Origin of the sequence: Paracoccus yibinensis, assembly GCF_030846195.1 — a bacterium.
Classification (GTDB): domain Bacteria; phylum Pseudomonadota; class Alphaproteobacteria; order Rhodobacterales; family Rhodobacteraceae; genus Paracoccus; species Paracoccus yibinensis.
This window is the reverse complement of record NZ_JAVCWH010000002.1, coordinates 1-20,386: the sequence shown is the minus strand read 5'-3', so window position 1 is coordinate 20,386 and position 20,386 is coordinate 1. Positions and strand designations below refer to the sequence as shown.

At 65.9% G+C, this 20,386-nt stretch carries 19 protein-coding genes; 17 read left to right on the top strand and 2 right to left on the bottom strand.

Annotated elements, in window-relative coordinates:
- Nucleotides 1-22: 22 nt before the first annotated feature.
- The 10 genes from RAH32_RS03715 to RAH32_RS03670 all read left to right on the top strand — a co-directional run bounded on the left by RAH32_RS03715 (nucleotide 23) and on the right by RAH32_RS03670 (nucleotide 10,202).
- Nucleotides 23-1,057 (top strand): ABC transporter substrate-binding protein, encoded by a 1,035-nt coding sequence (locus RAH32_RS03715; protein WP_306605262.1) that lies wholly within the window; start codon nucleotides 23-25, stop codon nucleotides 1,055-1,057.
- 5 nt (nucleotides 1,058-1,062) lie between these two features.
- Nucleotides 1,063-1,878 (top strand): ABC transporter ATP-binding protein, encoded by an 816-nt coding sequence (locus RAH32_RS03710; RefSeq protein ID WP_306605260.1) that lies wholly within the window; start codon nucleotides 1,063-1,065, stop codon nucleotides 1,876-1,878.
- Nucleotides 1,878-2,681, top strand: a complete 804-nt coding sequence (locus RAH32_RS03705) for an ABC transporter permease (RefSeq protein ID WP_306605258.1) — start codon at nucleotides 1,878-1,880, stop codon at nucleotides 2,679-2,681. Before RAH32_RS03710 ends, RAH32_RS03705 begins: the two co-directional genes overlap by 1 nt.
- A gap of 80 nt (nucleotides 2,682-2,761) precedes the next feature.
- Nucleotides 2,762-4,126, top strand: coding sequence for an FAD-dependent oxidoreductase (locus RAH32_RS03700; protein ID WP_306605256.1), 1,365 nt, complete (start codon nucleotides 2,762-2,764; stop codon nucleotides 4,124-4,126).
- A gap of 14 nt (nucleotides 4,127-4,140) precedes the next feature.
- Nucleotides 4,141-5,310 (top strand): CaiB/BaiF CoA transferase family protein, encoded by a 1,170-nt coding sequence (locus tag RAH32_RS03695; RefSeq protein WP_306605254.1) that lies wholly within the window; start codon nucleotides 4,141-4,143, stop codon nucleotides 5,308-5,310.
- Complete coding sequence (locus RAH32_RS03690) at nucleotides 5,307-6,083, top strand: enoyl-CoA hydratase-related protein (protein WP_306605252.1); 777 nt, start codon at nucleotides 5,307-5,309, stop codon at nucleotides 6,081-6,083. The genes RAH32_RS03695 and RAH32_RS03690 overlap by 4 nt, the downstream gene beginning before the upstream one ends.
- A 5-nt stretch (nucleotides 6,084-6,088) precedes the next feature.
- Entirely contained in the window at nucleotides 6,089-6,430 is a 342-nt protein-coding gene (locus RAH32_RS03685; protein WP_306605250.1) for a 4Fe-4S dicluster domain-containing protein, read from the top strand.
- A gap of 11 nt (nucleotides 6,431-6,441) precedes the next feature.
- Nucleotides 6,442-7,305 (top strand): dihydrodipicolinate synthase family protein, encoded by an 864-nt coding sequence (locus tag RAH32_RS03680; protein ID WP_306605248.1) that lies wholly within the window; start codon nucleotides 6,442-6,444, stop codon nucleotides 7,303-7,305.
- Between the two features lie 18 nt (nucleotides 7,306-7,323).
- Entirely contained in the window at nucleotides 7,324-8,769 is a 1,446-nt protein-coding gene (locus RAH32_RS03675) for an aldehyde dehydrogenase family protein (RefSeq protein WP_306605246.1), read from the top strand.
- A gap of 365 nt (nucleotides 8,770-9,134) precedes the next feature.
- On the top strand, nucleotides 9,135-10,202 hold the full coding sequence (locus RAH32_RS03670) for an integrase core domain-containing protein (protein ID WP_306605244.1): 1,068 nt from the start codon (nucleotides 9,135-9,137) through the stop codon (nucleotides 10,200-10,202).
- 132 nt (nucleotides 10,203-10,334) lie between these two features.
- Here the strand turns inward: RAH32_RS03670 and RAH32_RS03665 are convergent, their stop codons facing one another.
- Nucleotides 10,335-10,757, bottom strand: coding sequence for a c-type cytochrome (locus RAH32_RS03665; RefSeq protein WP_373429677.1), 423 nt, complete (start codon nucleotides 10,755-10,757; stop codon nucleotides 10,335-10,337).
- Nucleotides 10,758-10,874: 117 nt separating this feature from the next.
- Between RAH32_RS03665 and RAH32_RS03660 the strand changes: the two genes are divergently transcribed.
- The 6 genes from RAH32_RS03660 to copM all read left to right on the top strand — a co-directional run bounded on the left by RAH32_RS03660 (nucleotide 10,875) and on the right by copM (nucleotide 18,271).
- On the top strand, nucleotides 10,875-11,270 hold the full coding sequence (locus RAH32_RS03660; protein ID WP_306605240.1) for a hypothetical protein: 396 nt from the start codon (nucleotides 10,875-10,877) through the stop codon (nucleotides 11,268-11,270).
- 73 nt (nucleotides 11,271-11,343) lie between these two features.
- Complete coding sequence (locus tag RAH32_RS03655; RefSeq protein ID WP_306605238.1) at nucleotides 11,344-12,819, top strand: multicopper oxidase family protein; 1,476 nt, start codon at nucleotides 11,344-11,346, stop codon at nucleotides 12,817-12,819.
- Between the two features lie 160 nt (nucleotides 12,820-12,979).
- Nucleotides 12,980-15,385, top strand: a complete 2,406-nt coding sequence (locus RAH32_RS03650) for a heavy metal translocating P-type ATPase (protein WP_306605236.1) — start codon at nucleotides 12,980-12,982, stop codon at nucleotides 15,383-15,385.
- A 142-nt stretch (nucleotides 15,386-15,527) separates the two neighbouring features.
- Nucleotides 15,528-16,013, top strand: coding sequence for a DUF411 domain-containing protein (locus RAH32_RS03645; RefSeq protein WP_306605234.1), 486 nt, complete (start codon nucleotides 15,528-15,530; stop codon nucleotides 16,011-16,013).
- Nucleotides 16,014-16,178: 165 nt separating this feature from the next.
- The gene (locus RAH32_RS03640) at nucleotides 16,179-16,589 is read left to right on the top strand and encodes a hypothetical protein (protein ID WP_155066096.1); all 411 of its coding nucleotides are present in this window, start codon (nucleotides 16,179-16,181) and stop codon (nucleotides 16,587-16,589) included.
- A 131-nt stretch (nucleotides 16,590-16,720) separates the two neighbouring features.
- Entirely contained in the window at nucleotides 16,721-18,271 is a 1,551-nt protein-coding gene (gene copM, locus RAH32_RS03635; RefSeq protein ID WP_306605231.1) for a CopM family metallochaperone, read from the top strand.
- Nucleotides 18,272-18,788: 517 nt separating this feature from the next.
- Here copM and RAH32_RS03630 read toward each other — a convergent pair.
- The gene (locus tag RAH32_RS03630) at nucleotides 18,789-19,928 is read right to left on the bottom strand and encodes a hypothetical protein (protein WP_306606535.1); all 1,140 of its coding nucleotides are present in this window, start codon (nucleotides 19,926-19,928) and stop codon (nucleotides 18,789-18,791) included.
- A 166-nt stretch (nucleotides 19,929-20,094) separates the two neighbouring features.
- Between RAH32_RS03630 and RAH32_RS03625 the strand changes: the two genes are divergently transcribed.
- On the top strand, nucleotides 20,095-20,265 hold the full coding sequence (locus RAH32_RS03625) for a hypothetical protein (RefSeq protein ID WP_306605229.1): 171 nt from the start codon (nucleotides 20,095-20,097) through the stop codon (nucleotides 20,263-20,265).
- Nucleotides 20,266-20,386 lie beyond the last annotated feature (121 nt).

The following is a 20,386-nucleotide window of genomic DNA, read 5'->3' as shown; positions in this document are numbered from 1 at the left end:
CACCCAGCAGAGAGATGGAAAGATGCGAGACAGAACAAAGCTCGACCGGCGCAGTCTGTTGCGGGGCATGACCGCCCTTGGCGCCGCCTTCGCAGGAACCCGGATCAGCATCCAGCGTGCCTGGGCTTCGGACCTTCATACCGTCAAGCTCCAGCTCGGCTGGCTTGCGGGGAACGGCATCCTGGGGGAATTGGCCGCAGACCAGAACGGCTACTTCGCTGAGGAAGGCCTGGCCCTGGAGGTCGTCGCGGGGGGCCCGAACGTCGACGGCGTCGCCTCGGTCGCGTCGGGACGCGCGCATATGGGTTCGATCAGCTCCAGCCCGTCGCTGATGCTGGCGCGGTCGCAGGGGCTGCCGGTCAAGTGCATCGCTGCCGGCTATCAGCAGCATCCTTTCACCTATTTCTCGCTCGAAAAGAACCCCGTCCGCGAACCAAAGGACCTGATTGGAAAGACCGTTGCTACTAACGGCACCGCCCGCATTCTCCTGCAAGCGCTGCTGGCGGCCAACGACATCCCCGAGGATCAGGTGAACGTGCTGGTCATGGGCGCCGACATGGCGCCGCTGCTGACCGGGCAGGCCGACGTGGTGACCGGCTGGAAGACGAATGTCAGCGCCCTGTCGGTCCTGGGCCCGGATCGCGTCGACATGACCCTGTGGGACGCGGGCATCAAGCTCTACGCCAATCCCTATTATGTCACCGACAAGTCTCTCAGCGAGAACCCTGAACAGGTCCGCGGGATGCTGCGCGCGATCGCCCGTGGCTGGGGTTGGGTGCATGACAATCCCGAAGCGGCCGTCGAGATCCTACTGGCACGCTATCCCAACCTGGACCGGGAGGCCGAGATGGCGGCCGTGGGACCCGTCATCGGATACAGCTTCAACGACGCGACGCGCGCCCAAGGCTGGGGCGCGATGACGCGCGAGAACTGGCAGGCGCAGATCGACATCTATGACCGTCTGGGCCAGTTTGAAGGCGCGACCCCTTCCGTTGACGATGTGATGACGCTGTCTGTCCTGGACGAAATTGCCGCGGCGCGGCCGGCATACGGGTGATCGGCATGATGGAACCCCTGGAAACCCTTGTCGGCCAGCCGGTTGACACACCCCGCGCGTCCCTTGCGGCGGCCAGCCTCAAGGCGGCGTCGGTCCGGTTCGGCACCTATACCGCGATCGACCGGCTTGACCTGAGGATCGAGGCCGGCGCGTTCTACACCATCCTCGGGCCTTCGGGCTGCGGCAAGTCCACGCTGCTGCGGCTGGTGTCCGACCTGATCCCGGCGGCGGGCGGCGATGTCTCGATCTTCGGCAAGACGACCGAGCAGGCCCGGCTGGCGCGGGAATTCGCCTTCGTCTTCCAGGACGCGGCCCTGCTGCCCTGGCGATCGGCGCTGAAGAACGTCGAACTGCCGCTGGAAATCGGCCGCAAGCGCGGGGCCGTGATCCCCACCGGGCCGCGCAGCCCGCGCGAGCTTCTGGAACTGGTGGGCCTGAAAGGCCGCGAAAACGCCCTGCCGCACGAGCTTTCGGGCGGGATGCGCCAGCGGGTGGCGATTGCGCGCGCGCTGCTGTGCCAGCCGAAGCTTCTTCTGATGGACGAGCCCTTCGGCGCCCTGGACGAAATGACCCGCGACCGCCTGAACCTGCAACTGCTGGACATCTGGCGCGAAACCGGAACGACTATCCTGTTCGTCACCCATTCGATCTCCGAGGCGGTGTTCCTGGGCCAGAAGGTCATCATGCTGCGCGCCAATCCCGGCCGCCTGCGCGAGATCGTCGACATCGACCTGCCCGAGCCGCGCGAGATGAAGATGCGCGATACGCCGGAATTTAACCGCTATTGCAGCCACCTGCGCGAACTTCTGGAGACCTGCTGATGGCCGCCATAGACACCCTTCCCATCGCCGATCCCCAGGCGGCCGCCCGCAGCGCCGCACGCAGGGAACGGCTGGTCTCGGCCATCGTGCCGATCGGCACGGCGGCGGCGCTGATCGGGCTGTGGCAGCTGGGGGTCAGGACCTTCGGCGTGCCCACCTATATCGCCCCCGCACCGTCGGACGTCGCCGTCACCTTTGTCGAGAAGTTCCCGCTGCTGATGCAGAACTTCTGGCCGACCTTCTTCGAAAGCGTGGCGGGCTTCCTGGTGGGCAACCTGGCCGCCATCCTCATCGCGGTGGCCTTTGTCCATTCGCGCAATGTCGAACGGGCCTTCTTCCCGATCGCCGTATTCGTCAACACGATCCCGATCCTGGCGATCGCGCCGATCCTGGTTCTAATCTTCGGGCCGGGGATGACCGCCAAGGTGGTGATCGCCGCGCTGATCTGCTTTTTCCCGACGCTGGTGAACATGGTGCGGGGCCTGCAATCGGTCAGCCCGCAGACACTGGAACTGGCGCGGATCCTGTCGGCCTCGAAATCCGAGGTGTTCTGGAAGATGCGCCTGCCCTCGTCGCTGCCCTTCCTGTTCTCGGCGCTGAAAATCTCGGCCACGACATCGGTGATCGGCGCGATCGTGGGCGAATGGGTGGGCGCGGATCTGGGGCTGGGGGCGCTCATCATCGACGCGACCTTCAACTTCAACTCGCCGCTGCTCTACGCCACCGTGCTGATGTCATCGGGGCTGTCGGTCCTGATGTTCGCCCTGGTCACGCTGGCCGAACGCCGGATCGTCCGCTGGTAACCTGAAGCCGCTTGAAACAACCAACAATTCGACGCCGCGGGCCTGATCCGCCCCGGCGTGACAGGAGGAGTTTGTCCAAAATGACCGACCGCATCAGGGAATTTCTGACCACCAAGGCCGAACAGGTGCCGGTCGTCACCGACACCGACGTCGTGGTCATCGGCGCGGGACCGGCGGGACTGTCCGCCGCCGTGTCCGCCGCCCGCAACGGCGCTAGGGTGACACTGGTGGAACGCTATCACCATCTGGGCGGCATGGCCTCGGGGGGGATGGTTCTGGTGCTGGACGACATGGTGAATGACGGGACCGAGATCGTCACCACCGGCATCGTCAGCGAATTCGTGGACCGGATGCAGCGCCAGGACGGCGCGGTCTTTCCCCCGCCCCAGGATTGCCTGACCAACTGGGAGATGTGGCGGAAATGGGCCCGCTGGGGCTGCATCGACTTTCACAAGCAGGGGATGCCGCAGCCGATCATCCACGCGGTCGCCTTCGATCCCGACGCCTGGAAGCGCGTCAGCCTGGATCTGGTCGGCGAGGCCCGGATCGAGCTGCGCACCCACAGCTGGTTCTCGGAAGCCATCGTGGAAGACAACCGCGTCACTGGCGTGATCGTGCAGACCAAGCTGGGCCGCCAGGCGATCCGGGCGAAGATGGTCGTCGATGCCTCGGGCGACCTGGACGTAGCGGCCTCGGCCGGCGCGTCCTTCGCGACCGGGCAGTTCATCGTCACGACCGTGTTCCGGCTGATGGACGTGGATACCGCCAAGGCCGAGGCCTTCGAATACGACAACCCCGAGGCGTTCAAGGCGCTTGACCGCCAGGCGCGGCGGGTGATCGGCGGCGCTTGGGGCATGTGGTGGCTGAAGACGCCGCTGCCGGGCGTAGTGTGGTGCAACTGCCCGCACATGCCGGGATACGACGGCTTGTCGCCCGAACACATGGTCGAGGCCGAATACGAAGGCCGCCGCCGGATGATGGCGCTGCTGGACTTTGCCCGCGCGAACCTGCCGGGCTTCGAGAACGCCAAGATGCTGGGCGCGGCCGAACAGATGGGCATCCGCCAGACCCGGCTGCTTCAGGGCGAATACATCGTCACCAAGGAAGACGTGAAGAAGCGCCGCCATTTCGCGGATTCAGTCTGCCGGGGCCGGGATTATTATACCCCCTACCGGGCGCTGCTGCCGCGCGGCATCGACAACCTGATTGTTGCGGGCAGGCATTATTCCGTCGAAAGCGAGGCGCAGAAGCAGTCGCGGGAGATCCCGCCCTGCATGGCCCAGGGCGAGGCCGCCGGCGTCGCCGTGGCCAAGGCGCTTCAGGCCGGCTGCGCGCTGCGCGACGTCGATGTCCGGGCCATCCAGAAGCAGATGCGGGCGCAGGGTGCCGATCCGGGCGACGTGCCCTCGGCCAATGCCCTGATCGAAACCACCGCCGCCGCCTGAAGAAAGGAAACACCATGACCAAACAGCACCTTCCGCTGGACGGGATTCGCGTCCTCGATTTTACGCAGGTGATGATGGGGCCATGCGCCACGCAGATGCTGGCCGACTTCGGTGCCGACGTGATCAAGATCGAACGCCCGGGCGAAGGCGACCTGTCGCGCAACTTCTTTGGTGAGCCGAGCGAGGAGGCGATGAACAACGCCGTCTTCGCCTCGCTGAACCGCAACAAGCGGTCGGTCGAGATCAACACCAAGTCCGAGGCCGGCCGGCAGATGATCTATGACCTGGTCGCGCAGTCCGATGTGGTAGTGGACAACTTCCGCGCCGGCGTGATGAAGCGGCTGGGCTTTGATTACGACACGCTGTCCCGGATCAACCCGGCCATCATCTGCGCCTCGGGCACGGGCTTTGGCGAGGTCGGTCCCTATGCCCACAAGGGCGGCCAGGACGTGCTGGCGCAGGCGATGACCGGGGTGATGGAAAAGACCCAGGATCCGGCGGTGCCGAAGTCGATCTATCCCACGACGCTGTGCGACTACACCGCCGGGATGCATCTGGTGCAGGGGATCCTTGCGGCGCTGCTGGCGCGGGCCAAGTCCGGGCGCGGGCAAAAGGTCGGCGTCTCGCTCTATGACTCGATGATCGCCATGCAGATGCAGGAAGCCGCGCAATGGTCCAAGCACCGCGAGGTGCTGAACTGGGCCGCGATGCCGCTGACCGGCGTCTTCGACACGACCGACGGCGCGGTGGTGGTGGTGGGCGCCTTCAAGCCCCATCCGCTGCGCGACATCTGCGCTGCCTTGCAGATCGAGGATCTGTCGCCCGCCTATCCGAACCTGGCTGCGCAGCGCGCGAACAAGCCCTATCTGCAAAGCCGCTTCCGCGACGCCTTTGCCACCAACACGACGGCCCACTGGATCGAACGGCTGGAGGAGCAGGATCTGCTCTGCGCCCCGGTCCGGTCGCTGGGCGAGGCCCTGGACGACGCACAGACGGCAGCGAACGGGATGCTGGTGGACCTGGATCACCCGGTCCTGGGCAAGATTACCTTGGTCGGTTCACCCGTCCATCTGAGCGAGGCCCCCTTGGTCATCCGCCACGCGCCGCCGCGCCTGGGAGAGCATACCGACGAGGTGATCCGCGAATTCGGCCTGTCGGCAGTGGCCCGGAAGGAGGCGGTATGAGCGTCCGCTTCGACATTGCCGATCATGTCGCGCGCGTCACCATCGACCGTCCCGAGCGGATGAACGCCGTCGATGCCGCGACCGATGCCGAACTGAACCGCGTCTGGTCCGACATCGAGGCCCGCGACAACATCCGCTGCGTGATCCTGACCGGGGCAGGCGACCGCGCGTTCAGCGCGGGCGCGGACATGAAGGCCGCGAACGGGCTCAGCGGGCTGGAATACTGGGGCGCGGCCAATCCCGACGGCTTCGGGGGCATCGCCCTGCGGCAAAGCCTGACGGTGCCGGTCATCGCCCGCGTCAACGGCCTGGCCCTTGGCGGCGGGTTCGAGATGGTGCTGGGCGCGGACATCGTCATCGCCTCGACCAATGCCCGCTTCGGCCTGCCCGAGGCGCGGGTGGGGCGCCTGCCGCTGGACGGCGGCATGGTCGTCTTGCAGCGCCTGATCCCGCGCAACATCGCGGCCGGGCTGATGATGACAGGCCGCATGCTGTCGGCCGAGGACGCCGCGCGCTTCGGGCTGGTCAACGCGGTCGTGTCCCCCGACCGCCTGGACGCCGAGGTCGATGCCTGGGTGGCCGACATCCTGTCCTGCGCGCCGCTGTCGGTGGCCGCGATCAAGGACACCATCCGGTCCACCGCCCATCTGAACCCGCAGGAAGCCCGCGACCTGCGCCGCCCCGCCCTGATCGCGGCCCTGACATCCGAGGATTCGGTCGAAGGGGTCACCGCCTTCCGCGAAAAGCGCGCGCCCGTCTGGCGGGGAAGGTAGCGGCGATGGCGCTTGTCATCCAAGGCCAATGCATCGACGTCAAGGACGGCATCTGCACCACGTCCTGCCCCGTCGACTGCATCTACGAGGGCGAGCGGATGTTCTACATCCACCCCACGGAGTGCATCGAATGCGGCATGTGCGAAAGCATCTGCCCGGTCGATGCGATCCGCTACGAGGACGAACTGGACGCCGGCAACGCCATCTTCGCGCGCATCAACCGCGAGGTCTTCCTGAACGACGCCGGAGAGATGGACGAGCCCGGCGGCTGGTCCCGCGCCATGACACCCCGGCGGGATCATCCCGACCTGCCGGTCCGTCCCCGTCTGCTTGAGCAGGCAATCTGAAGGAGAATGAGATGAAGGGAATCATTGCCGCGGTGCCGACGCCGTTCGACGCGCAGGGCGGCTTCATCGCCGGGGCCTTCCTGGAGCACGCCCGATGGGGCCTATTGAACGGGTGCGATGGGCTGAACATCCTGGGCTCGACCGGAGAGGCGAATTCGCTGGACAGCGCCACGCGCCGGGTCGTCATGAGCCATGCCGCCCAAGGCCTGGACCGCAGCCGCCTGATGGTGGGCACCGGCACGCCCTCGATCCGGGAAACGATCGACCTGACCTGCTATGCCGACGACCTGGGCTATCCGGTGGCCCTGGTGCTGCCGCCCTATTACTACAATCCCACGGAAGAAGGGCTGATCGCCTGGTATCTGGCCCTTGACGCGGCGCTTGGCGACCGGCCGATCCGGGTCTGGTTCTACAACTTCCCGCAGATGACCGGCTTCGTCATCCCCCAGGCGGTGATCGTGGCCCTGCACAAGGCCGCACCGCGCCGCTTTGACGGGATCAAGGACAGTTCGGGCGATCTGGCCTATTGCCGCAGCCTGGTGTCGCGGCTTCCCGGCCTTCAGGTCTTTCCCAGTTCCGAAACCACCCTGGCCGAAGGACGCCAGGACGGCTTCGCCGGCTGCATCTCGGCCACGGTGAACCATACCGCCCCCCTTTGCGCCCGCGTCTGGAAGGGCGAGACCGCCCTGGCCCCGCAGATCGCCGACCTGCGCGCAGCCATTTCGGGCTGCCCGCTGATCCCGGCGGTCAAGTATCTGGTGGCCCGCCGCACCGCCAATCCCGACTGGCAGAACGTGCTGCCGCCCTTCACCCAGCTGGACCCCTCGGCCACCGCCTTGCTGGACCGGCTGGTCCGCTACCGCATCGCCGCCTGAACGCGGCAGGAGAACACCATGAAAGACATGAACGACATCCATGGCAACTTGATCGGCGGCGAGTGGCTTCCGGGCGAGGACGTGCGCCCCAACGTTAACCCCTCCGATACCCGTGACATCGTGGGCCACTATGCCTCCGCCGGTCTGACCGCCGTAGACGAAGCTGTCGAGGCCGCCCGGTCCGCCTTTCCGGCTTGGTCCGCAGCAGGTCCGCAGGTCCGCCACGACCTGCTGGACGCTGTGGGCACCGAACTACTCGCCCGCAAGGACGAGATCGGGCGGCTACTGGCGCGCGAGGAGGGAAAGACCCTGCCCGAGGCTATTGGCGAAACGGTTCGGGCAGGTCAAGTTTTCAAGTTCTTCGCCGGAGAGGCGCTGCGCCTGACCGGCGATTCCCAGCAGTCGGTCCGACCCGGTATCGACGTTACCGTGACTAGAGAGCCGGTGGGCGTTGTTGCGCTGATCACACCCTGGAACTTTCCCATCGCAATCCCGGCCTGGAAGATCGCCCCTGCACTTGCTTACGGCAACTGTGTGGTCCTGAAACCCGCAGAACTGACACCCGGCTGCGCACATGTGATCGCGCAGCTTCTGCACAAGCATGGCTGCCCGGCCGGCGTCTTCAACCTCGTGATGGGTCCAGGAAAGGTGGTGGGCGATGCGCTCGTATCGCACCTTGGGATAGATGCGGTGTCCTTCACTGGCTCGGCCGCCACCGGCGAACGCATCGCCGCGACCTGCGGGAAACTGCGCCGGAAGGTCCAGCTCGAGATGGGCGGCAAGAATCCGATGGTTGTGATGGATGACGCGGATCTTCAAACGGCGGTTCAGGCCTGCCTGAACGGCGCGTTTTTCTCGACTGGGCAAAGATGCACCGCGTCCTCGCGCCTGATTGTCCAGAAGGGCATCCACGATGCCTTTGTTGATGTGCTTGGCCGCGAAATGCAGGCTTTGCGGGTTGGCGATGCCTTGCAAGCCGACAGCCAGATCGGGCCGGTGGTCGATCAACATCAGCTTGAATCGAACCTTTTCTATATCGAATTGGCCCGCAGCGAGGCTGCCGAAGTGATTGGCGGACAGCGGCTTGAACGGGACAAGCCTGGTTTCTATCAGGCCCCCGCTTTGTTCCTAGGAACCACCAATAGCGCTAGGATCAGCCGAGAGGAAATCTTTGGACCCTGCGCTTCGGTCATTCGGGTCGAGGATTTCGACGAAGCCCTGACCGTGGCTAACGACACTGCATTTGGTCTATCAGCCGGGATCTGCACCACCAGCCTGCGGCACGGCACAGAGTTCCGGCGCCGGGTCGAGGCTGGTATGGTGATGGTGAACCTGCCGACGGCAGGTGTCGACTACCACGTGCCTTTTGGCGGGCGCAAGGCGTCTTCCTTTGGCCCACGCGAACAAGGGCGTTATGCGGCTGAGTTCTACACGGTGATGAAAACGGCTTATCAGTCTGCTTAGCTCGTGCTTGGAAGTTGACTCGCTACTCTCAGGTCTGGGCCTTTGCCAGGTCCAGAACTACCGGAGGGGATGGGTCTGACGTCGAACCTTCTCTGCCATATAAGCCATTGTTTTATATGACGCTGGTGATGGTTTGAATGGTCATCTGGTTCAGGCGCGACTGGCAGCGAAACGGATGATCGGGGCTATTATGGCTTCATGGAGAGATCGACTGACCTGCCCGCTGCGGCGCGCCGTGGATTCACGACGGCCATCAGCCGTCCCGCGCGTTTTTGGCCTTCCTGAGAGGGGTGCCAAAATGTAGGCACGTCTCATCGCATTGACATGACGGCAATTCTTTAAGCGCCGTGGTGGAGCCCGGCAAGATGAATTCGACGTTTTCCCTCCTTCTGGTCTTCCTGGCCCGGTTCTTCATGCCGCGGCACAACGCGCAGATGCGGCTGCTCAAGGCCCAGATCCATATTCTCCGGGCCCGCATCCCGGCGCAAAGGATCATCCTGTCGCCCGCCGAGAAATCCGAGCTGCTGCGCATCGGGGCGGAGTGCGGACACGATATCGACGGGCTCATGGAGGTGGCCAGGCCCGCGACCTACAAGCGCTGGCTTGCCCAGATGCGTGATGGGCGCGCTTTCAAGGCCGTGGGCAGGCCGCGCCTGACGCAGGAGCTGCGCGACGTCGTCATTCGCATCGGCTCGGAAAATCTCCTCTGGGGCTACAAGCGGATCGCCGGCGAGCTGAAAAAGCTTGGGCTCTATGCAGGCGCCAACTCGGTCAAGCGCATCCTCGATGAGGCGGGCATCCACCCTAGCCCCGAGAAGCGAAAGAAGAAGCCGGCCCTGCCGTGGAGCACCTTCGTCAGGGCGCATATGGAAAGCATGGTCGCCTGCGACTTCTTCACCAAGGCCGTGTTGACCGCCCGTGGGCCGCTGACGGCTTATGCGCTGATTTTCATCCACCTTGGCAGCCGCCGCGTGTTTTGCAGCGCCCCGACCTACGCCCCCGACTCGGCATGGGTGACCCAGCAGGCCCGCAACACGCTGATGTGGTGCGCGGAAGAGGGGATCACACCACGCTTCCTGATCCGCGACGCCGACACCAAGTTCAGCGCCAGCTTCGATACCGTCTGGGCGTCGGAAGCCGCCCGCGTCATCCAGATCCCGCACCGGGCGCCGAACGCCAATGCCTTTGCGGAATCCTTCATCGGCACCATCAAGCGCGAATGCCTCGATTTCTTCGTCTGCTTCAGCCGGTCGCAGCTCGACTATATCCTGCGCACATGGGTGCGCCATTACAATGTCGAGCGTCCGCACCGCGGCCGGGACATCGGGAACAACGTGCTTCAGGTGGATTTTCGCCCCGCCCGCGACGGCCCGATCTGCTGCCGGCGCCAGCTCGGCGGCATCGTTACCTCCTACACACGCGATGCGGCGTGATCCGTGGTTCGAGAGCGAGCCGCAGAAAGCCTGACGGCTTTGACGCCGAGGGCATCCGCCAGAGTGACTCCATTTGGAACCATCAGTGCGTCAGCCCGCTGACCATATTGCCGGGCCGTTGCTCCCGGACCTTCAGTCCCGGCGTGAAACTTCGCTCTGATATCGACGCTCACGTTCGGGCCAGGTGCTCCTGATGAAGGCAAGAACCGCCCGGATTTCCGCATCGCTCAGCACAACGGCAAACCCGGGCATGTCGCTTTCATAGCCGCCCCCGACGACAGCGGCGGTGCCTTCCTTCACGATGCGGAACAGAAGTTCGTCGGAGTGATGCCAGGTGTGGCCGCTGGCATCGTGTGGTGGTGCGGGCAGGCGGCCGGAGGGCAGCGGGGATTGCCAGTCCGGCTGTCCTTCCAGCGATGCCCCGTGGCACGATGCACAGTGATCGGCATAGAGTCCGCGCCCGGCCTCGATCGTCCTGGTAGAGTCAGCGCTTGTCGCGTGATTCTTGCCGAATTGCCAGATGAACAGGAGCGCAAGGGAGAGCGATACTGCCATCACAAATACCAGATGTGTTCTGGAAATCCCGCGCAATCGCTCCTCCGAATCTTCCGTCATGGATCACGATCATCACGATTTCGTTCATGTGGGCGCAAGCCTGCGGCATTGGCGGCAATGGACAATTGCGACCGGTCTTCCTATCTTCGTCGCATGTTTGGTCGCATAGTCGCGCTTCTCGTCGTCCTGTCCTTCGCCGTCGTCACGGCGATGACGGCGGCGCATGCGGCGCGCACGATGCTGGATGGCACAATGGCGGCCGCCCATGACAGCCACATGATGGTGAAGCCAGATACCGGCAGCGCCGATTGCGGAACGGGATCGGATTGCGGCACCAGCGATGCCGCCGCCTGTGCCATGACCTGTGCCGGTGTACCCGGCGTCATCGCGTCTGTTCCGGACGCGGCAATCGAGGATCGCCCGCGCGCCGCCCATACCCTGCCGGTTGACATGGATGCTCCCGGGCAGGGTCCGGGCCTGAACGAACGACCTCCCAAGATCCGTCTCCTCTGATCTCGCCCCGGGCCCTCGCCCGCGGCGGCCCATCGGACCTGACATGCGGGACGGCAGTCCCGAGGAGACGAACATGAACAATCTTACCCGTCGCGGCTTTCTGGCCGCAGGCGCTGCCGTGCTGGCAGCCGCCCATCTTCCCCGTGCCGCCTATGCCGAGGCGGCCCCACTCGCCTTGACCGCAACCCGCAGGACGCTCGACATCGGCGGGCGGGCGGCCACGGTCTTCGGCCTTGCCGGCCCCGGCGGTCAGGGGCTGACCCTCGATCCCGGCCAGCGGTTCCGGGTCGATCTGAAGAATGATCTCGACGTCCCGACCATAATCCATTGGCACGGGCAGATCCCGCCCAATGCCCAGGATGGCGTGCCCGACATGCCGCTGCCGCTCATCGCGCCGGGTGAGACGCGGTCCTTCGATTTCGCCCCGCTGCCCGGCACCTTCTGGATGCACAGTCATGTTCCGCTGCAGGAAATGCAACTGCTGGCCGCTCCACTGATCATGCGCGCTCCCGAGGATCTGACCGCCGACCGGCAGGAGGTCGTGCTGTTCCTGCACGATTTCTCGTTCAAGACCCCCGAGGAGGTGCTGGCCGAGATCGGCGCCGGCGGTGGCGGCAGCCACGGGGGGCACGGCGACGGGATGCAGGCCATGGGGTCCGGCATGATGGGCATGGGCGCGATGCAGCGGATGGACCACGGCTCCATGGGCGGCATGGCGATAGGCGGCATGGCCATGGACCTGAACGATTACGACTGGGACGCCTATCTCGCCAATGACCGCACGCTTGCCGACCCGGAGGTGGTGGCGGTGGAGCGCGGCGGGAGGGTACGGCTGCGCGTCATCAACGCCGCCGCCGCGACGGTGTTCTGGATCGACACCGGCGCCGCCCGGGCGCGGCTGATCGCCGTGGACGGGCATCCGGTGCAGCCCGTCGCGGGCAATCGCTTCGGTCTTGCCATGGGGCAGCGCCTGGACCTCGACATCGACTTGCCAGCCGAAGGCGGCGCCTGGCCGATTCTGGCGCTGAGGGAAGGCGCACGCGAACGCACCGGCCTGATCCTCGCTACGCCGGGGGCCGCAGTTCGGCGCGTCGAGAGCCTCGCCGACACCGATACCCCCGCCTTTGACACCGATCTGGCACAGGAGTCGCGGCTGATGGCTGCCGATCCGCTGACCGAGCGTCCGGTCGATCGCAGCCAGATACTGATGCTGGGTGGCCAGATGCAGCCCTATGTCTGGACGATCAACGGCGCCACCTGGGGTGAGCACAGGCGGGTCACTGCGAAGTCGGGCGAGCGGGTGGTGCTGTCCTTCCACAACATGTCGATGATGGGGCACCCGATGCACCTGCACGGCCATGTGTTCCAGGTCGTCGGCCTGAACGGACGGCGCGTCGCGGGTGCCCGGCGCGACACCGTTTATGTGCCGCCGATGTCGATGGTCGATATCGCGCTCGACGCAGGCGAGGCGGCACGCTGGATGCTGCACTGCCACCACATGCCGCATCTGGCCAGCGGCATGATGACCGAGATCGCGGTCAGCACATGACCGCGCAATGCCGAGGGCGCCGCATGTCAGCGCCCCTCGGCGGAGAACCTGCAACGGGCAATATTTCAAGCTTCCCGATCGCCTCTTGACCTTCCAGCGGTTGGAAAGCGCAGAACAGGTGAAACGCAAGCTCAGGATGAAACGCCGAGGAGGCGTGGAAATGACCAGCAAGACCGAACACGATCACCAGAAACATGCGCACGCTCGTTCGACCCACGGGCATGTGCACGATCACGCGCAAGACCACGCGGCCGCCGCGCCGGACACAGCCCACAAGGTCAAGGACCCGGTCTGCGGCATGATGGTCGATCCCCACACGACCGCGCACAAGGCCGAGCATGGCGGCCGGCCCTATTACTTCTGCTCGGCCGGATGCCGAACGAAGTTCCTGGCAGACCCGGACCGCTATCTGGATCCGGAAGCGGCGACCGAGAAGGCCGAGCCGGTTCCGGAGGGGACGATCTACACCTGCCCGATGCACCCCGAGATCCGCCAGGTCGGACCGGGGTCATGCCCGATCTGCGGCATGGCGCTGGAGCCGGTGCTGGTCAGCCTGGAGGTCGGGCCCAACGAGGAACTGATCGACATGACGCGCCGGTTCTGGATCGGGCTGGCGCTGACGATTCCGGTGGTGGTCCTCGAAATGGGCGGCCATTTTCTTGGCCTGACCCACTATATCGGCCAACTGACCTCGAACTGGTTGCAACTGATCCTCGCGACGCCGGTCGTGCTCTGGGCCGGTTGGCCGTTCTTCCAACGCGGCTGGCAGTCGCTGGTCAACCGCAGCCTCAACATGTTCACCCTGATCGCCATGGGCACCGGGGCGGCGTGGATCTACAGCGTCGTCGCCACGCTGGTGCCCGGCATCTTCCCGGACGCGTTCCGCGAGCATGACGGGTCGGTCGCGGTCTATTTCGAGGCGGCGGCGGTCATCACCGTGCTCGTGTTGCTGGGTCAGGTGCTGGAATTGCGGGCGCGCGAAAGCACCAGCGGCGCGATCCGCGCGCTCTTGGACCTTGCGCCCAAGACCGCGCGGATCATTCGTGACGACGGCACCGAGGAGGAGGTGCAGCTCGACAGCGTTCACGTCGGCGACCGCCTGCGGGTGCGGCCCGGCGAGAAAGTCCCGGTCGACGGCGCGGTGCTGGAAGGCCGCAGCGCCGTCGATGAATCGATGGTGACGGGCGAGTCGATGCCGGTAACCAAGGAGGCCGGCGCCACCGCCATCGGCGGCACCATGAACCAGTCCGGCGCGCTGGTGATCGAGGCGCGGAAGGTTGGCCGCGACACCATGCTGTCGCAGATCGTCCAGCTCGTCGCCGAGGCGCAGCGAAGCCGCGCGCCGATCCAGCGGCTGGCCGATCAGGTCTCGGGCTGGTTCGTGCCGGCGGTGATCCTGGTCGCGGTGCTTGCCTTCATCGCCTGGTCGATCTGGGGCCCGGAGCCGCGTTTCTCCTTCGGTCTGATCGCTGCCGTGTCGGTGCTGATCATCGCCTGTCCCTGCGCGTTGGGACTTGCGACGCCGATGTCGATCATGGTCGGCGTCGGTCGTGGCGCGCAGGCGGGCGTGCTGATCAAGAACGCCGAGGCGCTGGAGCATATGGAGAAGGTCAACACCATCATTGTCGACAAGACCGGCACCCTGACCGAAGGCCGGCCGGCCGTCACCGCCATCGTTCCGGCTGCTGACTTCAGTGAGGACGAGGCACTGCGGCTTGCCGCCAGTGTGGAGCGGGCCAGCGAGCATCCGCTGGCGCTCGCCATCGTCCGCGCCGCCGCGGAGCGCGGTCTCGACCTCGCCCCGGTTGCGGATTTCGACTCGCCCACCGGCAAGGGCGCCTATGGCACCGTCGAGGGCAAGCGCATCCCACTTGGCAACGCGAAGTTTCTCGCCGAGCAGGGCGTCGATGTCGCGCCGCTGGCCAACGAGGCCGACCGGCTGCGCGCGGACGGGGCGACCGCGATCTTCATGGGCGTCGATGGTCGCCTCGCGGCAATCTTTGCCATCGCCGATCCAGTCAAGCCCTCGACGCCCGAGGCGCTGGCCGCGCTCAAGGCGCAAGGCATCCGCGTGGTCATGCTGACGGGGGACAACTGGACGACGGCGAAGGCCGTCGCCCGCCGGCTCGGAATCGACGAGGTCGAGGCCGAGGTTCTCCCCGATCAGAAAAGCGCGGTCGTCGCGCGGCACAAGGCGGCGGGCGAGGTGGTGGCGATGGCCGGCGACGGCGTCAACGACGCGCCGGCGCTGGCTGCCGCCGATGTCGGCATCGCCATGGGCACCGGCACCGATGTGGCAATGGAAAGCGCCGGCGTCACCCTGCTCAAGGGCGATCTCAACGGTATCGTCCGCGCCCGCCGGCTGTCGGAAGCGGTCATGGGCAACATTCGCCAGAACCTGTTCTTCGCCTTCATCTACAACGCGCTTGGCGTGCCGGTCGCGGCGGGGGTGCTCTATCCGTTCTTAGGCATCCTGCTGTCGCCGATCATCGCCGCTGCCGCCATGGCGCTGTCCTCGGTCAGCGTGATCGCCAATGCCGCCCGGCTGCGGAGGGTGAAGCTGTGATCGCCGTGCGGCATCAACAGCCGAACCCGCGCACGCACATGCCGACGTCGTGCCGCGGCAGATGCGTACCTGCTCACCCCTTCGTGCGTCGCGCCCCGACCGTGACGGCGAGACAATGCAATCCACGAAACGAGGTTTGACGATGAGAAACGATCACAACATCAGCCGGCGCACCATTCTGGCCGCTGTCGGCGTGCTGCCCTTGCTGATGTCGATGCCGGGGCGGGGACATGCCGAAGCGCTGCCGCTGGTGAGCGTCAGCAAGGATCCGACCTGCGGCTGCTGTGACGGCTGGGTCGCGCATATCGAGGCGGCGGGGTTCCCTGTGCGGGTAGTGGAGTCCGCCGACATGGACAGCCTCAAGCAACGCCTCGGCGTGCCGGCCGATCTGGCATCGTGCCACACCGCCGAGGTGGGCGGCTATGTGGTCGAGGGCCATGTCCCCGCCGAAGCAATCCGCCGCCTTCTGTCGGAGCGGCCCGAGGCGACAGGGCTGGCCGTTCCCGGCATGCCCGCCGGTTCGCCTGGCATGGATTTTCCGGGCGTGGATCCCGAACCCTACGAAGCGTTCCTGTTCGGCCAGACCACCCGCAGCTTGGGGCGCTTCCTCGGTTCACGGGAAATTTGACACAGGCAGGCCCGACATGACCGCCCAGTTTGCGCATGATCGAAAGCAGTACCTGGCCGAGGCGGCTCGCATCCGTCAGCGGGGCGGTCTCTTGACGGCTGGTGGCGCGCGATGTGAACGCGGCAACGCATCGGTCTCGCGGGTCACCGAGAAGGCAGGTGGCGCATGAGCGAGCGTGCACGAGTTGCTTTTCGGGCGGGGTATGGCCGATTGCGCCAGGTTGCAGTCTGCATCCTGCTGCTTGCCATCGGCGCCCTGGTTCTGCAGGCGCCGGCACATGCCGGCCCAGCCGGACACGCCATCCACCAGCAACAGAGCGCCGCCACGGCAGGCCACTGCACCCAGCATCACATGCTGGTTGACCATGGCGCTGGTTCAACTGCTGGCTGCGTCAGTGCTGACAGCGGCGTCAGTCTGGTGGACTGCTGCCAAGCCTGTCTGATCGCCGCCGTTCCCGTCGAGCCGCCGGCGTTGGGCGTATCCGCAAGTAGTGAGGTTTTTCTCGGTCTGCGCCGTGACTTCTGCGGGCGATCCCCCGAAGGAATCCTGAAGCCGCCCCGTCTGATCGCGGCGTGAGCGCCGGGAATTGTCGGGAGATCCCGAGATGTCTCCGGCCGCCCCGCGCCAACCCGAGAAACCGACGAACAGAACGGAGAACCGCGTCCGCGAATCCGGGCCGGGGCTCTCGGAACCAAAGGATGAAATCAATGAATCGAACCGTATTCGCCCTTTCCGCCAGCATCCTCTCCGGCCTGGCGGGCGCTGCCTTCGCTCAGGCCGAGCATGACACCCACCACCCGGCAACCCCGCCCGCACAGGCGGAGCAGGTGCCCGCGCCGACGCCTCCCACAGGCCACATGCCCCACATGCAGGGCATGACCGGCATGCAAGGGATGATGCCCGAGCAGTGCCGGGCCATTATGCAGGCCATGACTCCTGAATGCATGGGCGCGATGCAGCAGATGATGCAGGGCGGGATGATGGCCACGCCGCACGCCGAGGCGGCTCCGGCGAATGAAAGCCTTCCCGACTTCACTCGGGCCAATATCGAGGCCATGGATGCGATGCACGGACCGATGATGGACGGCGTCATGGCCGACGATCCGGATGTCGCCTTCGTCCGGGGCATGATCCCGCATCATCTGGGTGCGATCGACATGGCCAGGATCGTCCAGCAATATGGGGACGATCCGCAAACGAAAGAATGGGCCGCCCAGATCATCGCGGCGCAGGAGCGCGAGATCGCCGAAATGCAGGCCTGGCTGACGGCGAATGCCGGCGAGGCGTCGGCACCCTTGGGTCAGACAGGTGGAACCGTCTATTCCGCCAATGAAGGCGGCAACTCGATCAGCGCCATCGACCTCGGCACCGGAGCGGTCGACACCGTCTCGATCCCGGTCGCTCCTCACAACGTCGATCTGACCCCCGATGGCAAGCTGCTGTTGGCGGTTGGCGAGCCTGCTGCCGGCGGAGATCATGGCGCGGACGGGCACGGGCATGGCGCGGAAGGCGCGGCCGAGGGTCTGCTGGTCATTTTCGATCCGCAGAACATCGCCGCGCCCAAGGCGACCGTCGCCGTGGGCTCCCACCCGGCGCATGTTGTTGCGGACCGGCTGGGGCGCGCGTTTGTCGCGCTGTCGGGCGGCGACGAGATCGCGGTGGTTGATCTCGAAAAGGCCGAGGTCATCGGGCGCATTGCGACGGGCGACTATCCGCACGGCCTGCGGCTTAGCCCGGATGAGACCGAGCTCTATGTGGCCAATGTCGAGGACGGATCCGTGTCCGTCATCGACACGCAGGCGCTCTCCGAGGTTGCGCGCATTCCGGTGGGCGCAGCGCCGGTCCAGGTCGGCTTCACGCCTTCGGGCGCTCAGGTCTACGTCTCGCTTCGGGACGAAAACCGTGTGGCGGTCATCGACACCTCTACCCGCGAGGTGACGGACAGGATCGATGTCGGGCCGAATCCGATCCAGATGTTCGCGACCCCGGACGGAGCCTATGTCTATGTGGCCAACCAGGGCACCGACGCGGAGCCGAACGACACCGTGTCCGTGATCGACACCGCGACCGGTCAGGTGGTGAAAACCCTCACCACCGGTGGCGGCGCACATGGCGTCTCGGCATCGGCGGACGGTGCCTTGGTGTTCGTGACCAACATCGCCGATGACAGCGTGTCGATCATCGACGTCGAGAGGCAGGAAGTGGTGAGCACGGTGCCGGTCGGCGATCGTCCGAATGGCATCGTCTACGGCGGATGAGCCGTTGAGCGATCGGCGTCGGGGATCTCTCCGGCGCCAGTCGTCGGCCGGGGACTGAGCGCGACTCCCGGCCGCCGTCGAAGATCTTGAACTTGATGATGATGCCGGTCAGCAGCGCCAGCACTACGCCGGCCGAGATCCCTGCACGCTGTCGGGGTGCTGCTCGCGCTGCTTGCCCCGCCGCTGCAGCGAGCAGCAATCCAATGGTCTGGTCGTGGGTATTGGGGCTGAATCGTCTGCAATTGACTGAGCTGCTTGGCGCGACAAGTTCACAACTTGTCACTGCTGGCATCGGTGAAGCCTAGAAGGTGCAGGGTGCACAATTGTGCCCATCGCCCCACGGGACAGATGTGGCATTGCCGTGCCACCATTCCGGCGCAGCGAATCCCTGCCGCTCTTTGAATCTGTGAACCTGTGATCCGGGCCGGGCGTGTCGCTCCGGTCGAGGCGTCTGGCGCTTCCCGATGCGATGCCGCCCGGCCCGGCATTCACACACGCTGGCGTTCATGCCTGCAGATCAAAAGTCCGTCTCGACATAGACCCCGGCGCAGTCATAGGCGACGGCGGCGGCCGTTGCGCCGGTGTTGAGGAAGAGCCGCGGCGACAGGAACTGGGTTGCGGCGGGCAGATCGGCGCTGATCTCCTGTTCGAAGACTGCGCCGGAGACCTCGTCGACGATGCGCACCCAGACGGAGCTGCCATTCGGCGGGGCGGCGATGTAGAGGGTCAGCACGCCGCCGGTGGCGATGGCGAAGCTCGCCCCCATGTCGGTCTGCGTCGGGGCCCCGGTTCCATCGTTCGCGACCAGCTGCCATCGGGTGTGCGTGCCGCGCTGGAAGCCGATGCCGATGCAGTTCACCACGGCGGCCAAGGTCAACGTCGTCGCCAGCGCGGCCGTGGATCCGTAGAGACCGAAGAACCCCATCCCGGTCGCCTGCAGGGTCGTCAGCGACAGCCGCGTGACAAAGGTCCAGCCGCCAAGCCCCGCCGCATTGCCGCGCCAGCAGGCCCAGCCTGCGGAGCGCTGATCCGCCACTGAGTCAACGACTGCCGCCGAGGTCAGTCGCCAGCGTCGCATGGAGGTGGCGAGGTTCGTTGCGGCCAGTGCGGGCGTGGAAACGGTGCCGACCGAGGTGATAGGCAGGCCTTCGCTGTTGATCGTGGTGCCGGTAGAGGGCGACCAGTTGGCGATGCGGTTCACCCCGAAGTGGGGTTGCAGCGGGAAGTCGCGGCCGGAGGGACGCATCACGTCGATCCACGGCGCCCCGGCGCGGCTGCGGGCGTAGATGGCGGCCTTGCCTGCGGGCGGCGGAGGCGGGGCGGCGGCCAGTCCCGGCAGGACCGTGGGCTGCGGCAGTTCCACCTGGCCGCTGGTGCGGTCGATCCGGATCGCATCAAAGAAGGTCGAGCCATCCGGGCTGACCTTGAAGCTGAAGTCGTCACTGCCGAGAAGGCCGATCAGCGCGCGGGCGGAAAAGCCCGTCTTGAAGGCAAAGGCCGCATCGTTCCCGGCCGCCGCTTTGTTGACCGTGGCCTCGATCCCGGCCCCGGCGTTGTTGAACAGGAGCGCTGGGGTGTTGACCGAAACCCGATTGTAACTGTCTGCCGTTGCCCCGCCGAGGCCGAGCAGCTGCGCAGTCAGGTTGGCCTGGGGCATGCCGACCTGCGTGACGGCATTGGCGAAGGTGACCATCGGCGTGTTGATGACGGTCGTGCCCCCGGCCCCGGCGGTGGCCGAACCGATGTTGACGACCGTATTCGACCCCGACGCGCCACCCGTCCCGAGGTTCACGGTCTTGGTGACGCCGGTGGTCGTGGCCCCGGTGCCCATGCCGTATGTGGCGGTCGTCGTCGCTGTGCCGATGCTGGCCGAGGCCGCCGAGACCGTCACAGTGCCCGAGGCGGTCAGCGTCCCTGAGAAGGTCTTGTTCCCGGTGAAGGTCTGGGTACCCGCAAGGATCGCGAGTTCTGACGAGGTGTTGGGCAGCGTGTAGCTGCGGGTCGTAGCGGTGGAGATTGTTGATTTCCACCCAGAACTGAGCCGGCATTTCCATCGAGAAGTGAGCCACCTCTGACTATGGATTTCCGGTCATTCAGTGGTCAAGGCGTGATGGT

Coding starts and splice junctions, on each gene's coding strand:
- RAH32_RS03715 (WP_306605262.1), top strand. CDS start 23: ATGCGAGACAGAACAAAGCTCGACCGGCGCAGTCTGTTGCGGGGCATG.
- RAH32_RS03710 (WP_306605260.1), top strand. CDS start 1,063: ATGATGGAACCCCTGGAAACCCTTGTCGGCCAGCCGGTTGACACACCC.
- RAH32_RS03705 (WP_306605258.1), top strand. CDS start 1,878: ATGGCCGCCATAGACACCCTTCCCATCGCCGATCCCCAGGCGGCCGCC.
- RAH32_RS03700 (WP_306605256.1), top strand. CDS start 2,762: ATGACCGACCGCATCAGGGAATTTCTGACCACCAAGGCCGAACAGGTG.
- RAH32_RS03695 (WP_306605254.1), top strand. CDS start 4,141: ATGACCAAACAGCACCTTCCGCTGGACGGGATTCGCGTCCTCGATTTT.
- RAH32_RS03690 (WP_306605252.1), top strand. CDS start 5,307: ATGAGCGTCCGCTTCGACATTGCCGATCATGTCGCGCGCGTCACCATC.
- RAH32_RS03685 (WP_306605250.1), top strand. CDS start 6,089: ATGGCGCTTGTCATCCAAGGCCAATGCATCGACGTCAAGGACGGCATC.
- RAH32_RS03680 (WP_306605248.1), top strand. CDS start 6,442: ATGAAGGGAATCATTGCCGCGGTGCCGACGCCGTTCGACGCGCAGGGC.
- RAH32_RS03675 (WP_306605246.1), top strand. CDS start 7,324: ATGAAAGACATGAACGACATCCATGGCAACTTGATCGGCGGCGAGTGG.
- RAH32_RS03670 (WP_306605244.1), top strand. CDS start 9,135: ATGAATTCGACGTTTTCCCTCCTTCTGGTCTTCCTGGCCCGGTTCTTC.
- RAH32_RS03665 (WP_373429677.1), bottom strand. CDS start 10,757: ATGGCAGTATCGCTCTCCCTTGCGCTCCTGTTCATCTGGCAATTCGGC.
- RAH32_RS03660 (WP_306605240.1), top strand. CDS start 10,875: ATGGACAATTGCGACCGGTCTTCCTATCTTCGTCGCATGTTTGGTCGC.
- RAH32_RS03655 (WP_306605238.1), top strand. CDS start 11,344: ATGAACAATCTTACCCGTCGCGGCTTTCTGGCCGCAGGCGCTGCCGTG.
- RAH32_RS03650 (WP_306605236.1), top strand. CDS start 12,980: ATGACCAGCAAGACCGAACACGATCACCAGAAACATGCGCACGCTCGT.
- RAH32_RS03645 (WP_306605234.1), top strand. CDS start 15,528: ATGAGAAACGATCACAACATCAGCCGGCGCACCATTCTGGCCGCTGTC.
- RAH32_RS03640 (WP_155066096.1), top strand. CDS start 16,179: ATGAGCGAGCGTGCACGAGTTGCTTTTCGGGCGGGGTATGGCCGATTG.
- copM (WP_306605231.1), top strand. CDS start 16,721: ATGAATCGAACCGTATTCGCCCTTTCCGCCAGCATCCTCTCCGGCCTG.
- RAH32_RS03630 (WP_306606535.1), bottom strand. CDS start 19,928: ATGCCCCAGGCCAACCTGACTGCGCAGCTGCTCGGCCTCGGCGGGGCA.